The following is a 13,221-nucleotide window of genomic DNA, read 5'->3' as shown; positions in this document are numbered from 1 at the left end:
GGGACCGCCGCGCGCCCCGCGCCGCCGGTCCGCGACCCCCTATGCAGCATCCCCACGGCAAGGGCCCCGGGCACCCCGGCGGCCACCCCCTCGGCCACCCCGGCGGCCATCCCCACGCGACGTCCGGCCCCGGCGGCATGCCGCCCCTGCGGCTCATCGCCTGGGAAGTCACCCGGGCCTGCAACCTGGCTTGCCGGCATTGCCGGGCCGAGGCCTGCCTCGACCCCTGGCCGGGCGAGTTCGACACGGCCGAGGCCAAGGCGCTCATCGACACCTTTCCCGAAACCGGCAGCCCCATCATCATCTTCACCGGCGGCGAGCCGCTGCTGCGCCCGGACATCTTCGAACTGGTGCGCCACGCCCGGAGCCGCGACCTGCGCTGCGTCATGGCCCCCAACGGCACGCTGGTCACGGCGGAAAACGCCCGCGAGATCAAGGCCTCGGGCATCGCCCGCTGCTCCATTTCCATCGACGCGCCGACCGCCGCGGACCACGACGCCTTCCGGGGCGTGCCCGGGGCTTTCGAAGGGGCGCTGCGCGGCATCGAGTTCCTCAAGTCGGCCGGGGTGGAGTTTCAGATCAACACCACGGTGACCAAGCACAACATGGGAAACTTCAAGGAGATCTTCAAGCTGGCCGAAAAGCTGGGCGCGGCCGCCTGGCACATCTTCCTGCTCGTGCCCACGGGCCGGGCCGCGCAGCTCGGAGCCGAGATCATCACGGCCAGGCAGTACGAGGAAGTGCTCAACTGGTTCTACGACTTCCGCAAGACCACGAGCATGCACTTGAAAGCCACCTGCGCCCCGCACTACTACCGGATCATGCGCCAGCGGGCCAAGGCCGAGGGCGTGTCCGTGACGCCGGACACCTTCGGCATGGACGCCATGACGCGCGGGTGCCTGGGCGGCACGGGCTTCTGCTTCATTTCGGCCGTGGGCCAGGTGCAGCCCTGCGGCTACCTGGACCTCGACTGCGGCGACGTGCGCAAGACGCCCTTTCCGGAGATCTGGCGCACCTCGCCCCAGTTCCTGCAGTTTCGCAACAAGGACGACTACAAGGGCAAGTGCGGCGTGTGCGAGTACCACCGCGTCTGCGGCGGCTGCCGGGCCCGGGCCCAGACCATGTCCGGCGACTACATGGCTCCGGAGCCCCTTTGCGACTACACGCCGCCCAAGGCGACCGCAGAAGGCCCGGGCGCATGACCGGCCCGGGGCGTCCCGATGCCGGGGCGGACCCGGGCGACGCCGCCTCCCCCCGGGAGCGGGCGCGGCGGCGCGGCCTGCGCGCCTTCGGCGTCGCCTGCCTGCTGCTGGGCCTGGGCCTTGGAACCTTGGTCTGGCAGCGGGCGGGGCAACAGCCCGACGCCTCGGGCTACCAGGTGATCGACGGCGTGGCCTACCCCGTGCCCGTGGAGGACACCAAGGCCTACGCCCGGCGCATGGAGGTCTTCGGCGGCAAGGGCCTGATGGCCGCGGACGCCTTGCTGGATTTTCTCGCCGGGCTCACGCGCTCACGCACGTTCGCGGCGCTGCTCGCCCTGGCCGGGGCCGGGGCCTGCCTGGGCTTTTTCCGGGCCGCCGCCCGGCCGGCCCCGGAAGAGGCGGACGACGCCGACGAAAGCTAGAACCGCACCGCCCGGTCGAAGAGTTCGAACACCGTGGTCACGCCCACGTCCGTCTCGTGGTAGTCGGCCAGCTGCTCGATCTGGCGCAGGCAATTGAAGCACGGGGCCGCCACCAGGGCGGCCCGGCAGGTCTTGATCTGCTCCATCTTGCGCCTGCCCGACACCCGCATGCGGTACTCGTAGAAGGTGTCCTCCCGGATGGTCCCCTCGGCCGTTTCCAGCACGGCCAGCCCCCCTCCGCCGCCGCAGCAGAAATTGGCCTCGCGGTTGGGCGACATCTCGCGGAAATCGGCCACGCAGGCCCGCAACACCTCGCGCGGGGCTTCCATGATCCCGCCGCTGCGGCCGAAGTTGCAGGGGTCGTGGTAGGTCGTGGCCAGGGCGTTGCGGGCCGGGTCCAGGCGGATGCCGCCCCGGCGCAGCACGTCCGCCGCCACGGTGAAGACGTCCGTGACGCGGTAGGGCAGGCCCGGGGCGCTTGTGCTCCCGCCCATGTACCGGGCCACCCGGTAGGCGTGGCCGCACTCCCCGATGACCAGCCGCCTGGCGTCGAGTTCCAGGCAGGCTTCGTGGAGCAGCCGGTTCTTGCGGCGCATGTGGCCGTCGTCGCCGGAGAAAAGTCCGAAATTGGCCGCGTCGAAGGCCTTCGTGGAAAGCGTCCAGGAGATGCCGGCCAGATGGAAGAACGTGGCGCAGCCCATGAGGTTTTCCGGCCGGGCCATGATCTCGCTCGAAGCCGTGGCGAAAAGGACGTCCGCCCTCTCGTCGAGGGGAATGCGGATGTCCGCGCCGTGCTCCTCCCGCAGCTCCCCCTCCAGAAAGCGCACCATGTCGCGGATGGCCGCCTCGGACGCGCCTTCGTTGTTGCCGTGACGGTCCGAGGCCTCCTGGGTGGCGGCGATGCGGCAGGGGGTCAGGCCCAGGGCGTCGAGCACGCCCCGGGCGGCGCGGCTGATCACGGAATTGTCGAGCCCCAGGGGACAGAAGACCGCGCAGCGCCGGCAGCCCGTGCATTCGTAGAAATCGCGCATCCACACGGCCAGTTCGGCGGCGTCGGGACCTTTTCCCCGGCGGTAGGGCCGGCGCAGGAGTTCGGCCCGGCGGGCCGGGTGGAGCCTGGCCGCGTCGTTGCCGCTGCTGGCGTGGCAGGCGGCGGCGCAGCGGCCGCAGCCCACGCAGACCTCCAGGGCCAGTTGCAGGGCCCGGGGACCGTTTCGCATGTTCCGCACGGCCTTTCGGGCCAGGGCCAGCTCTTCGGGGCCGAGACGGGCGAGCAGGGGGTGCATGGGCGTCTCCCGGGTTCAGGCTCTGCCGTCGGCGACAGGGGTGGGAAGGTCGCCAAGGCCCGCCTTGGCCGGAAAGGCGCCGAAGGCGTGGAGCAGCTTGCTCCAGGGGAAGACCACGGCCAGGGCCTGGGCCAGCAGGAAGTGCACGACAAATCCCGGCGAGGCAGGCAGGAGGCCGGGGCGCAGGGAGAGCAGGCCGGCGAGGTAGGTCCGCACGACCGGGAGGTCGGTGCGGCCGTCCAGGCGCAGCCAGAGCCCCGAGACGAGGACCGCCGCGAGAAGCGCCAGGACGAGAAAATCCGCCGGTCGGCCGGCGCGGCGCACGGCGGGGACGACGAGCCGGCGCAGGGCCAGGGCCAGGGTCGCTGCCAGGGCGACAAGCCCCGCCGCGCCGCCGGCCACCGCGCCCAGGCGGTCGATCTCCGGGACGGTCAGGCCGAGGGCCGCCCACAGGCCGGGGAAGTCGGCCACGGCGCGGACATGGCCCACGGCCAAAAGGACCAGGGCGGCGTGCAGGCACCAGGCGGCGACGATGCCCGGGGTGGGCACGGTGCGGCGGCCGCCGAGCAGACAGACCTCGGCGGCGATGCCGGTCCAGACGGCCAGGGGCTCCGTCGGCGCGGGGAAAAGCGGCGCGGGCCGGGCCTTGGCCCGCAGCCAGCGGCCCAGCCGCCAGGCCAGCCCGGCGAGCAGCAAGGCGGCGGACAGCCAGGGCAGGACAAAGGGGAGCAGAAGGTCTCGGATCATGGACGGACCTCCGTTGCGGACAGGTGTCGGCGCGGCTTCGGGAGGGGGCGTCGGGATATGTGCTTGACTGGAAGCGTATTTCATGCATAATAACAAATTTTGGTCTTGTCTATTGACGCAAGGTGCTCTTTCGCCTGTAACCGTGCTGCCTCCTCCGGCGACAGGTTCCGATATCGGGGCCGCCTCCCGCACCTGGAGCGCCCGCCCGGCGACCGCTTCCCGGAGTACCCTTGCCATCGACCATCCGTTCCCCGCGTCCCCTGGACCCCGTCCGCGACCCCGTCGATCCGGACGTCTCGGCCCGCATCGACGTGCTGCGCGCCGTGCTCATCGGCCTGATCGTGCTGTGCCACGGCGGCCGCTACCTCGGCTCGGAGCTCCCCTTCGCCTCGCCGGCGGCCGAGTTCGCGCTGACCGTGGTCAACCGCGGCCTGGCCTGCGTGGCCGTGCCGCTTTTCTTCGCCATCTCGGGCTATCTGCTGCTGCGAAAGCTCGAAGCCACCCCGGTGGCCTACGCCCGGCTCCTGCGCACCAAATTCATGGCCATCGGCGTGCCGCTTATCCTGTTCAACGCCATCTGGATCGCCTGGGTGCTGTGCATCGGCAGCATCCCCATGTTCGGCGGCCGGTCCTTCGTGCTCTCGGCCGGCATCGTGCCGAAGCTTCTGGGCATCGGTACGGCCCCGTTCAACTACCCGCTGTGGTTCTTGCGCGATCTGCTCGTGGTCTTCGTCGCCGCCCCGGTCTTCCTCGTGTTCTTCCGCCGGCTGCCGGACCTCGGGCTCGTGCTTCTCGGCCTCGCCTGGTTCTTGGAGACCGTGGACAACGAGTATTCCCTGGCCGGGTTCGCCTTCGCCTTCTACGCCGGGGGCTGGCTGGCCCGCCGGCGGGCGAACCTGCGCGACACGGCCGGCTGGGACAAGTGGGTCCTGCCGCTTTACGCGGCGGCTACCGTGGTCGTGGGGCTGCAACCCTGGCTCGGCCTCGAGCCGTACGCCCTGGCGGCGTTCAAGAAGGTCTACCAGATGCTCGGCGTGGCCGCCTTCTGGTGCCTGTCGCGCCGGCCCTGGCTGCGCGACAGCCGGCTGCTGCACGGGCTTGCCGCCATGAGCTTCTTCGTCTTCCTCACCCACGAGCCCACGGTTTCCGTGCTCCAGGCCAAGCTTTTGACCGTCTGGCGGCCGGCGACGACGTTGACCCAGCTCGCCGCCTATCCCCTGGTCGGAGTCGCGGCCATGGCCGGCCTGTCGCTTCTGGGGTGGGGGCTGGCCGTCTACGTGCCGCGCCTTTTCGCGTTTCTCACGGGCGCGCCGCTGCGCCTGCGCTTCGAGCGCCCCCCGTCCGAGCGCAGGCCGCTTTGCGAAGCCGGCAAGGTCGCGGCCGGCCTGGAGACGTCCGCCGGGGAAGCCGGCAGGGAGTAGGCACGTGAAAAACCCCGCCCGGACCACTGGCCAGGTCCGGACGGGGCGCGGCGAGGCGGGAGGGGACCGCCTGGGGCTGCTTTTAGCGGAACTTCGCGTTTTTGTTCTTCAAGACAGGGCGCACGCCCTTTGTTGATTCGCTCAGGGGTGGTTCTGGAATTTGTTCTGCGTGTGCTCGCTGCCGCTGTGGCAGGGCCGGCAGTCCATGAGACCCTTGGCGTTGTCCGCCGCCTTGCCCTTGTCGTGGCATTCGCCGCAGTAGGCCACGGCCTCGGACTTGCCTTCGGGCTTGAACGCGCCGTCGATCTTGGCGTTGAGAATGGCGATGCCCTTGGCGGTCACGTCGGCCGTGATGCGGGAACAGCGCTCGCTGCGCTCCTTGGAGCTCTGGGCCAGCTTGGACGTGTAGCACCAGCGGCTCACGGAAATATGGCACAGCACCGAATCCGACTTGCTGGTCGGCAACTCGCCCTTGACGCCCTGGGCCGCCTCGCCCGGGTTGTACATGGGGAAGGCGGTCTGCTCGTACCAGCGGAAAAGCTCCGTGACCATGGGGTTTCGCTCTTTGCGGCCCCAGAAGAGCGAGTAGGCGCTGGCCACGCCTAAAAGCGCCCCGCAGATGGTGCCCCACTCGGAGATGCCGCTTTTGCCCACCTCCATCATGGTGAAGGGAAACTGGTTGTAGGGCGCGCCGAACTTCTCGGCCATGGTGCCGACGATGGCGTAGAAGGCTCCGTAGCAGCAGCCGTAGTCGTTGAACCAGTAGCCTTCGTAGGCCGTCTTGGCGCAGGCGGCCGCGTCGAGCTTGTGGGGCGTCCAGCCGAAAGGCTTGGTGCTCTGGTCGAAGGGCGCGGCCGCGACCTGGCCCACGGTTGCGGCCAGCGCACCGCCGAAGGCCAGCCCGCCCAGGGCCCCGAGAACCGCTCGTCTGTTCAAGTCCATGCCATACTCCTTTCTCGTCCTTTTTCTCCCGCCTGCATGGCCGGGAGTTCCGAACATATTGTTGCCCGCCATCCCTCACAGGGATTCCAGCAGGCTTTTGAGCGCATGGGTCTGGCCGGCCATCTCGCCGGCGGCCTGTTCGGCCATGGTCATGGCCTCGGCCGTTTCCACGGCCAGGGCGCGGATCTGTTCGATGGAGCCGCCGACGCGTTCACTGGCTTGCGACTGTCGGCCGGAAGCGGCGGCGATGCCCGCGGCGAGGCTCGCCGCCTCGCTCACCTGTCCGGCGATCTCGCGCAGGGCGTCGCGCGAGGCCACGGCCAGGGCGTTGGCCTGGGCGATGCCCTGGACGGCCTTGTCCACGTTGGCCACGTTTTTCGCCGTGCCGTCCTGGATGCCGCGCACGGCCTGCCCGACTTCCTTGGTGGCGGTCATGGTCTTTTCGGCGAGTTTTCGCACCTCGTCGGCGACCACGGCGAAGCCCCGGCCGGCCTCGCCGGCCCGGGCCGCCTCGATGGCGGCGTTTAGGGCCAGAAGGTTCGTCTGGTCGGCGATTTCGTTGATGACGTCGATCACGCGGCCGATGCTGTCGGCGCTGCGGCCGAGCTCGGCCATGTCGGCCTTGACGGCCTGGGACTGGGCGTTGACGTCCACGATGCAGGCCACGGCCCGGCCGACCACCTCCTCGCCCTCCAGGGCCTTGTCCCGGGTGCGGCCGGTGGCCTGGGCGGCCGCCGCGGCGTTTTTGGCGATGTCCTCCACCGAGGCGTCGAGGTCGGCCATGGCCGCCTCGGATTCGCCGGCCAGGGCGGTCATGGTGGCCGCGCCCTGGCTGCACCGGTCCACCTGGCCCGAAAGCTCGCCGGACTTGTCGGTGACGACCCGCACCACGCCGCGCAGGCTTTCGGCCGCTTGCAGCATGCCCTCGCGGCGGCTGCGCTCGGCCTCGGTCCGGGCCTGCTCGGCCGCGGCCTTGGCCGTGTGGGCCTCGTCGGCCTGGCGGCGGGAATCCTCGGCCAGCCGGCCCGATTCGGCGATGCGGTTTTTAAGTTCCCCGACCATGCGCTCGACGCAGTCCTTGAGCCGCTTGAGCCCGTAGCGGAAGATGCCGTGGGGCGCGGCGTCGAGGTTGCCGCGCTCGATCTGCGTGGCGTAGTCGCCGAGGTTGGCCAGCGGCCGGCTCACCAGCACGCGGAAGGCGTAGGTGGTCGCGCCCAGGATGACCACGAGTCCGGCCAGGCAGACCAGCACGAGCAGGGTCGTGGAGCGCTTCACCGAGGCGTAGAGCTTGTCGATGGGGATGGTCACGACCTCGGCCGACTCCACCCGGTCGGCCAGGCGCGGCGGGCTGTCGAAGGCGTACTTGTCGCGCAGGCTCGTCGGCGCGTCCTCCTTGTGCTTGTGGCAGGGCAGGCAGCTTTGCTTGTTGATCTCGCCCACGGCGATGACGAAGCAGTCCACGCCGCCGACCTTGCGCACGCCCTTCCAGACGAGTTCCTTGGCCCCGGCCGTGTGCATGGCGTCGAGCCTGCCGATGAGGTCGGCCTCCACGTCGCTGGCCCGGTTGGCCGGATTGAGGGGCTTGGTCGAGGGGGTGCGGAAGGAGATGTCGTATTTATGTTCCGGGGCGATGACGGAAAAAACCTTGTTGGCGGCGAAGGAGGTGGATTGCAGTTCCACCTGGAAGCCGTCCTTGCCGATGAGCTGGGTGGCGGCCGGGCGCACCACGCCGCCGATGTGCGCCCGCACGGCTTTCATGGCCTGCAGGAGAATGTCCGCTTTCTGCTGGTATTCCTGGATGATGGCCTTCTCTGTGTCGGTGTTGACGATGACGACGATGACGGAGAAGGTCGCGATGCAGATGCACCCGCACAGAAGCATGAACATTTTCTGCAGATTCATCTGGTGCTCCGGGTGGAATGTACTTTTTGCATCCGGCCGTCATGGTGGACGGCATATCCACTGTTTTTCCGAAAAGTTCTCCCCTTGCCGCCTGCCGCAAACGTCTTGCGGCAAGTGGCCGATGTTGCGGTGAGTGTGCGTTCCTCGCCGCTGTATGGGGGGCTTTATGCTTGGACTCAGGTATAGCAAGGGTCGTACCAACGATAACGATATTGTAACATGCCAGAATTCCGCGATTGTTGTCGCGAAACCGGCCAAAGGTGCAAACTTGGGTTAGCGCGGGGAGAATGGAAAGCAGCACCGCCGGGCGGCAGGCGGCGGGGCGCAGGCGGCATCTTCGGCACGTCGGGGGGGCCGCGTCGCGGCGGCGAATCGTGACACAAGAGGAGACTTCGGCGGCGATGGTCACGAAAAAGGGCCGGAAGGACGTTCGTCCTCCCGGCCCTTGGTCGGCGATGTCGCGGCGGCCCTAGCCGGCCACCACGTTGACGAGCTTGCCGGGCACCACGATCACCTTGCGGACCGTCTTGCCCTCGAGGTGCTTGGCCACGTTGGCGTCGGCCAGGGCGGCCCGCTCCACGTCCTCCTTGGAGGCGTCGCGCGCCACGTTCACCTTGCCGCGCAGCTTGCCGCACACCTGCACCACGATCTCCACCTCGTCGGTGACCAGCGCCGCCGGGTCGTGGGTCGGCCAGGGCTGTTCGATCAGCAGCTTCTCGTGGCCGACGCGCTGCCACAACTCCTCGCAGATGTGCGGGGCGATGGGCGAAAGCACGGTGAGCAGGGTGGCCACGGCCGAGGACGCGGCCTTGGCCCCCTTGGGCTCGGCCTTTATCGCCTCGACGTTGGCGTACAGGAAGTTGACCAGTTCCATCGCCGCGGCGATGGCCGTGTTGAACTGGAAGCGCTCGCGGATGTCCGCCCCGGCCTTGGCGGCTGTCGCGTGCTCGCGGCGGCGCAGCTCGGCGAAAAGGGGCGGCAGGGCGGAAAGGCCCAGCTCGGCGGCCGGCGCGCAGGCGGACACGGGCGACAGCACGCCGTCGAGCTCTTCCGTCACCAGCCGCCACAGGCGCGACAGGAACCGCGACGAACCCTCAATGCCGGTGTCGCTCCATTCGAGGTCCTTTTCCGGCGGCGCGGCGAAGAGGATGAACACCCGCACCGTGTCGGCCCCGTACTTGCCGATCATGAGGTCCGGGTCCACCACGTTGCCCTTGGACTTGCTCATCTTGGAGCCGTCCTTGATGACCATGCCTTGCGTCAGCAGGTTGGCGAAGGGCTCGTCGAAGGCCACATAGCCGCAGTCGCGAAGCGCTTTGACGAAGAAGCGCGAGTAGAGCAGGTGCAGGATGGCGTGCTCGATGCCGCCGATGTACTGGTCCACGGGCAGCCAGTAGCCGATCTCGGCCGGATCGAAGGGGCCGTCGGCCTTGCGGGCCGAGGCGTAGCGCGCGAAATACCAGGACGACTCGAAGAAGGTGTCCAGCGTGTCCGTCTCGCGCCGGGCCGGCCCATTGCACAGCGGGCAGGTCACGTCGGTAAACGACGGCGACACGGGCAGGGGCGAGCGGCCGTCTGGCAAAAGCGCCAGGTCGCGCGGCAGCTCCACGGGCAGATCCTTGCGCGGCACAGGCACGACGCCGCACGTGTCGCAGTAGATGACCGGAATGGGCGCGCCCCAGTAGCGCTGGCGCGAGATGTTCCAGTCGCGAAGCTTGTAGTTGACGCTGCGCTTGCCGCGCCCGGTCTCGGCCAGCCAGTCGATGATCTTTCCTTTGGCCTCTTCGTTGGGCAGGCCCGTGAAGTCGCCGGAAGCGACGAGCAGGCCCGGGTCGGCGTAGGCCTCGGTCATGGCCGCCGGGTCCAGGGTCTGGCCTTCGGGCGAAATGACGACCTTGAGCGGCAGGTCGTACTTGCGGGCGAACTCGAAGTCGCGCTGGTCGTGGGCCGGCACGGCCATGACCGCGCCCGTGCCGTAGCCCATGAGCACGAAGTTGGCGACATAGATGGGGATCGGCGCGCCCGTGGCCGGATTGACGCAATAGGCCCCGGTGAACACGCCTTCCTTTTCCAGGTCCTCGCCGCCGCGCACGATGCGGTCCATGTTGCGCACGCTCTCGACGAAGGCGGAAACGGCCGTTTCCTGCGGCTTGCCCGCGATGAGCTTCGGCACCAGCGGATGCTCGGCGGCCAGGCTCATGAAGGTCGCGCCGAAAAGGGTGTCAGGCCGGGTGGTGAACACGGTGACGCCTTCCTCGCCGGCGACGGGTTCGGCCAGGGCGAAGGTGAGCTCCGCGCCCACGGACTTGCCGATCCAGTTGCGCTGCATGGTGAGCACGCGCTCGGGCCAGCCGCCGGCGAGCTTGTCCAGGTCGGCCAGGAGCTCCTCGGCGTAGGCCGTGATGCGCAAAAACCACTGCTCCAGGTCCTTTTGCACCACCTTCTGGTCGCAGCGCCAGCAGCAGCCGTCGATGACCTGCTCGTTGGCCAGCACCGTGCCGCAGGTCTCGCACCAGTTTTGCGGCGAGTGCTTGCGGTAGACCAGGCCCTTTTCCAGGAAGTCCAGGAAGAAGCGCTGCTCGTGGACGTAGTAGCCGGGGTGGCAGGTGGCGATCTCGCGCCGCCAGTCGTAGGAGTAGCCCAGACGCTTGAGCTGGGCGCGCATGGAGTCGATGTTGGACACGGTCCAGGAGGCGGGGTGCAGGCCGTGCTTGATGGCGGCGTTTTCCGCCGGCATGCCGAAGGCGTCCCAGCCCATGGGGTGGAGCACGTTGCGGCCTTCCATGCGCTTGAACCGCGCCACCACGTCGCCGATGGAGTAGTTGCGCACGTGCCCCATGTGGATGCGCCCCGAGGGGTAGGGGAACATTTCGAGGACGTAGTATTTCGGCCGCGAAGGATCGGCCTCCACCTTGAAGTGGCCGCCGTCCTCCCAGACGGCCTGCCATTTTTTCTCGACGTCCTCGGGCACGTACTTGCTCATGGGGGGCTGCTCCTTGGGGAAAATGCATTGCGCCATGGCTGGCGGCGGGGCCGTGCGGCGCATGGCATTACGTTGCTGGATAGGGCGGCAGGTCCAGCTCGTCTATGAATCGGTAATCTTTCTGGTTTTTTGATACAAGCGTCAAGCCCTGGGCCAGGGCGCAGGCCGCGATGAGCGCATCGGGCAGGCGCAGGCCGTGGCTCAAGCGGTAGCGGCGCATCAGTTCGAGCGCCCGATTGGAAACGGATTCGTCGATGTGGATGAGGACAAAGGCGGCCATGAAGGCGTCCAGGGCGGCCTGTTCCCGTTTGTCGCGACAGCCGGCGAGAAGCTCCAGATAGGTGACGACGCTTACGGCGGCCAGCTTGTCCGGCAAAAGCGAGGCGAGGACGTCGACCGCCGCCGGGACGTCGCGCCCGTAGTCGATGAGCACGTCCGTGTCGACAAGCGCCAGGCGCGATGCGGTCATCGCGTCCATTCCCGTCGGCGGTGCTCCGCGACCCAGGCCGAGGCGTCCCCCATGTCGTCCCTGTCCTTCCACATGCCGCGAAACGCAAGCCCAGCCGCTTCGTCCCGCGCGTCCGCGCTCCCGATCGGGGCGGTGTGGCGGGCTTTCAAAAACGCGATGAAATCGGCGGCCTCCTGCTGGGCCTGGGGCGGCAGGGCGGCGAGATCGGCGAGGACCGTGGCGATGTTCATCGTGGGCTTCCGGACGCGGGCTTTTCCCGTCTACAAGTCCTTGTGGATTTCGAACTCGCCGCTGTCGACGGCCTTGGCGATGGCGTCCAGGATGCCGTTGATGAAGTTGCGGGAGTTCTCGTCGCCGTAGCGCTTGGCCAGCTCGATGGCCTCGTTGAGGGTCACGCGAAGGGGAATGTCCGGGCGGTGCAGGATCTCATAGACCGACAGGCGCAGGATGGTCAGCTCCACCTTGGCGATGCGCGTGAGCTTCCAGTTCTTCGAAAAGCGCACGATGAGCGCGTCGATGTCCCGTTCGTTGTTCCAGACCCCGGAGACGAGCTCCCAGGCGAAGTCCCGGCCGGCGTCCTCGGCCTCCCCCTCCGTCACGTCGTGGGGGCAGCGGGAAAAGACCCGGCGCAGGGAGCGCTCGTCGGCGGCGGATTCGAAAATGAGGCCGTAGAGGCACTCGAAGGCCTGCTTGCGGCCCTTGCGGCGCGAGGCCACGGGCTTTTTGTCTTCTGATTCAGGCATGATGCGTATCGCGGCTTGGGTCATGGGTTAGAGTTGCTCCAGCACGCGCACCATCTCCAGCACGGCGGCGGCGGCTTCCACGCCCTTGTTGCCCGCCTTGGAGCCGGCGCGTTCGATGGCCTGCTCCAGGGTGTCCACGGTCAGGACACCGAAGCCCACCGGCACGTCGGTGTCGAGCATGACGTGGGCCAGGCCCTTGACGCACTCGTTGGCCACGTACTCGAAATGGGGGGTGGCCCCGCGGATGACCGCGCCCAGGCAGACCACGCCGTGGTACTTGCCCGAGGCGGCCAGCTTCTTGGCGGCCAGCGGGATCTCGAAGGCCCCGGGCACGCGCACCACGGTGATGTCGGCATGGTCGCCGCCGTGGCGGGTCAGGTAGTCCACGGCCCCGCCCACGAGGCGTTCGGTGATGAAGTCGTTGAAGCGGCCGGCGACCAGGGCGAACTTGAGCCCTTTGGCGTCGAGCTGGCCTTCGATGGTGGCGATGTGGTGCATGCTCTTCTCCCGGGCGGCGTGCCGCCCTTGGCTGATGAAAAAGGGAAACGACCCTAGCTGGCGGCCTGGTCCGGCAGGTGGAGCAGATGCCCCATGCGGTCGCGCTTGGTGGTCAGGTAGCAGGTGTTCTCGGCGCAGGGGCAGGATTCGATGGGCACCCGCTCCACCACCTCCAGGCCGTAGCCCTCGAGGCCGACGATCTTCTTGGGGTTGTTGGTCATGAGCCGCATCTTGGACACGCCCAGGGCCACCAGGATCTGCGCCCCGGTGCCGTATTCGCGCAGGTCCGCCTTGAAGCCCAGGCGCAGGTTGGCGTCCACGGTGTCGAGGCCCTGTTCCTGGAGGGCGTAGGCCTTGATCTTGTTGGCTAGGCCGATGCCCCGGCCTTCCTGGCGCATGTAGAGGATCACGCCCTTGCCCTCGGTCTCGATCATGCGCATGGCCTCGTGCAACTGGTTGCCGCAGTCGCAGCGCAGCGAGCCGAACACGTCGCCGGTCAGGCATTCGCTGTGCACGCGCACGAGCACGGGCTCGTCGGGGTGGATGTCGCCCTTGACCAGTGCGATGTGGGTCTTGTGGTCTTCGCTTGCCGTGAACGCCACGGCG

At 68.5% G+C, this 13,221-nt stretch carries 13 protein-coding genes; 3 read left to right on the top strand and 10 right to left on the bottom strand.

Features of this window, described 5'->3' with window-relative positions; genetic code table 11:
• The first annotated feature begins 41 nt into the window (after window positions 1–41).
• Together ahbD and Q1K70_RS01080 are read left to right on the top strand one after the other, a co-directional pair.
• The gene (gene ahbD / locus Q1K70_RS01085; RefSeq protein WP_300154541.1) at window positions 42–1,202 is read left to right on the top strand and encodes a heme b synthase; all 1,161 of its coding nucleotides are present in this window, start codon (window positions 42–44) and stop codon (window positions 1,200–1,202) included.
• Complete coding sequence (locus Q1K70_RS01080) at window positions 1,199–1,624, top strand: hypothetical protein (RefSeq protein WP_300154538.1); 426 nt, start codon at window positions 1,199–1,201, stop codon at window positions 1,622–1,624. The genes ahbD and Q1K70_RS01080 overlap by 4 nt, the downstream gene beginning before the upstream one ends.
• Here the strand turns inward: Q1K70_RS01080 and Q1K70_RS01075 are convergent.
• Window positions 1,621–2,910, bottom strand: coding sequence for a (Fe-S)-binding protein (locus Q1K70_RS01075; protein WP_300154535.1), 1,290 nt, complete (start codon window positions 2,908–2,910; stop codon window positions 1,621–1,623). The genes Q1K70_RS01080 and Q1K70_RS01075 overlap by 4 nt on opposite strands.
• A gap of 15 nt (window positions 2,911–2,925) precedes the next feature.
• A complete protein-coding gene (locus tag Q1K70_RS01070) occupies window positions 2,926–3,657 on the bottom strand; it encodes a respiratory nitrate reductase subunit gamma (RefSeq protein WP_300154532.1) in 732 nt (243 codons plus the stop codon).
• A gap of 230 nt (window positions 3,658–3,887) precedes the next feature.
• On the opposite strand from Q1K70_RS01070, the gene Q1K70_RS01065 reads away from it, so the two are divergent.
• Complete coding sequence (locus Q1K70_RS01065; protein ID WP_300154530.1) at window positions 3,888–5,078, top strand: acyltransferase; 1,191 nt, start codon at window positions 3,888–3,890, stop codon at window positions 5,076–5,078.
• A gap of 141 nt (window positions 5,079–5,219) precedes the next feature.
• On the opposite strand, the gene Q1K70_RS01060 is transcribed toward Q1K70_RS01065, so the two are convergent.
• From Q1K70_RS01060 to ribA, 8 genes are all read right to left on the bottom strand, one after another.
• Window positions 5,220–6,020 (bottom strand): C-GCAxxG-C-C family protein, encoded by an 801-nt coding sequence (locus Q1K70_RS01060; protein WP_300154527.1) that lies wholly within the window; start codon window positions 6,018–6,020, stop codon window positions 5,220–5,222.
• A gap of 75 nt (window positions 6,021–6,095) precedes the next feature.
• On the bottom strand, window positions 6,096–7,922 hold the full coding sequence (locus Q1K70_RS01055; protein WP_300154524.1) for a methyl-accepting chemotaxis protein: 1,827 nt from the start codon (window positions 7,920–7,922) through the stop codon (window positions 6,096–6,098).
• A 469-nt stretch (window positions 7,923–8,391) separates the two neighbouring features.
• Entirely contained in the window at window positions 8,392–10,905 is a 2,514-nt protein-coding gene (leuS, locus tag Q1K70_RS01050) for a leucine--tRNA ligase (RefSeq protein ID WP_300154522.1), read from the bottom strand.
• A gap of 67 nt (window positions 10,906–10,972) precedes the next feature.
• A complete protein-coding gene (locus tag Q1K70_RS01045) occupies window positions 10,973–11,374 on the bottom strand; it encodes a type II toxin-antitoxin system VapC family toxin (RefSeq protein ID WP_300154519.1) in 402 nt (133 codons plus the stop codon).
• Complete coding sequence (locus Q1K70_RS01040; RefSeq protein WP_300154517.1) at window positions 11,371–11,604, bottom strand: hypothetical protein; 234 nt, start codon at window positions 11,602–11,604, stop codon at window positions 11,371–11,373. Before Q1K70_RS01040 ends, Q1K70_RS01045 begins: the two co-directional genes overlap by 4 nt.
• Before the next feature lie 30 nt (window positions 11,605–11,634).
• Window positions 11,635–12,117: a transcription antitermination factor NusB gene (gene nusB / locus Q1K70_RS01035; RefSeq protein ID WP_300154514.1), complete on the bottom strand. Its 483-nt coding sequence runs from the start codon at window positions 12,115–12,117 to the stop codon at window positions 11,635–11,637.
• A gap of 27 nt (window positions 12,118–12,144) precedes the next feature.
• On the bottom strand, window positions 12,145–12,615 hold the full coding sequence (gene ribE / locus Q1K70_RS01030) for a 6,7-dimethyl-8-ribityllumazine synthase (RefSeq protein WP_300154511.1): 471 nt from the start codon (window positions 12,613–12,615) through the stop codon (window positions 12,145–12,147).
• Between the two features lie 53 nt (window positions 12,616–12,668).
• On the bottom strand, window positions 12,669–13,221 hold a 553-nt coding region (gene ribA, locus Q1K70_RS01025; RefSeq protein WP_300154509.1), incomplete at its 5' end, for a GTP cyclohydrolase II.

This window comes from Solidesulfovibrio sp. (genome assembly GCF_029978005.1).
Lineage (GTDB): Bacteria > Desulfobacterota > Desulfovibrionia > Desulfovibrionales > Desulfovibrionaceae > Solidesulfovibrio.
The sequence above is the reverse complement of the archived record's forward strand: the minus strand, read 5'-3'. Positions and strand labels throughout refer to the sequence as shown.

What these genes read in the sequence shown, in the direction of transcription:
- ahbD (WP_300154541.1), top strand. Translation starts at nt 42, where the DNA reads ATGCAGCATCCCCACGGCAAGGGCCCCGGGCACCCCGGCGGCCACCCC.
- Q1K70_RS01080 (WP_300154538.1), top strand. Translation starts at nt 1,199, where the DNA reads ATGACCGGCCCGGGGCGTCCCGATGCCGGGGCGGACCCGGGCGACGCC.
- Q1K70_RS01075 (WP_300154535.1), bottom strand. Translation starts at nt 2,910, where the DNA reads ATGCACCCCCTGCTCGCCCGTCTCGGCCCCGAAGAGCTGGCCCTGGCC.
- Q1K70_RS01070 (WP_300154532.1), bottom strand. Translation starts at nt 3,657, where the DNA reads ATGATCCGAGACCTTCTGCTCCCCTTTGTCCTGCCCTGGCTGTCCGCC.
- Q1K70_RS01060 (WP_300154527.1), bottom strand. Translation starts at nt 6,020, where the DNA reads ATGGACTTGAACAGACGAGCGGTTCTCGGGGCCCTGGGCGGGCTGGCC.
- Q1K70_RS01055 (WP_300154524.1), bottom strand. Translation starts at nt 7,922, where the DNA reads ATGAATCTGCAGAAAATGTTCATGCTTCTGTGCGGGTGCATCTGCATC.
- leuS (WP_300154522.1), bottom strand. Translation starts at nt 10,905, where the DNA reads ATGAGCAAGTACGTGCCCGAGGACGTCGAGAAAAAATGGCAGGCCGTC.
- Q1K70_RS01045 (WP_300154519.1), bottom strand. Translation starts at nt 11,374, where the DNA reads ATGACCGCATCGCGCCTGGCGCTTGTCGACACGGACGTGCTCATCGAC.
- Q1K70_RS01040 (WP_300154517.1), bottom strand. Translation starts at nt 11,604, where the DNA reads ATGAACATCGCCACGGTCCTCGCCGATCTCGCCGCCCTGCCGCCCCAG.
- nusB (WP_300154514.1), bottom strand. Translation starts at nt 12,117, where the DNA reads ATGCCTGAATCAGAAGACAAAAAGCCCGTGGCCTCGCGCCGCAAGGGC.
- ribE (WP_300154511.1), bottom strand. Translation starts at nt 12,615, where the DNA reads ATGCACCACATCGCCACCATCGAAGGCCAGCTCGACGCCAAAGGGCTC.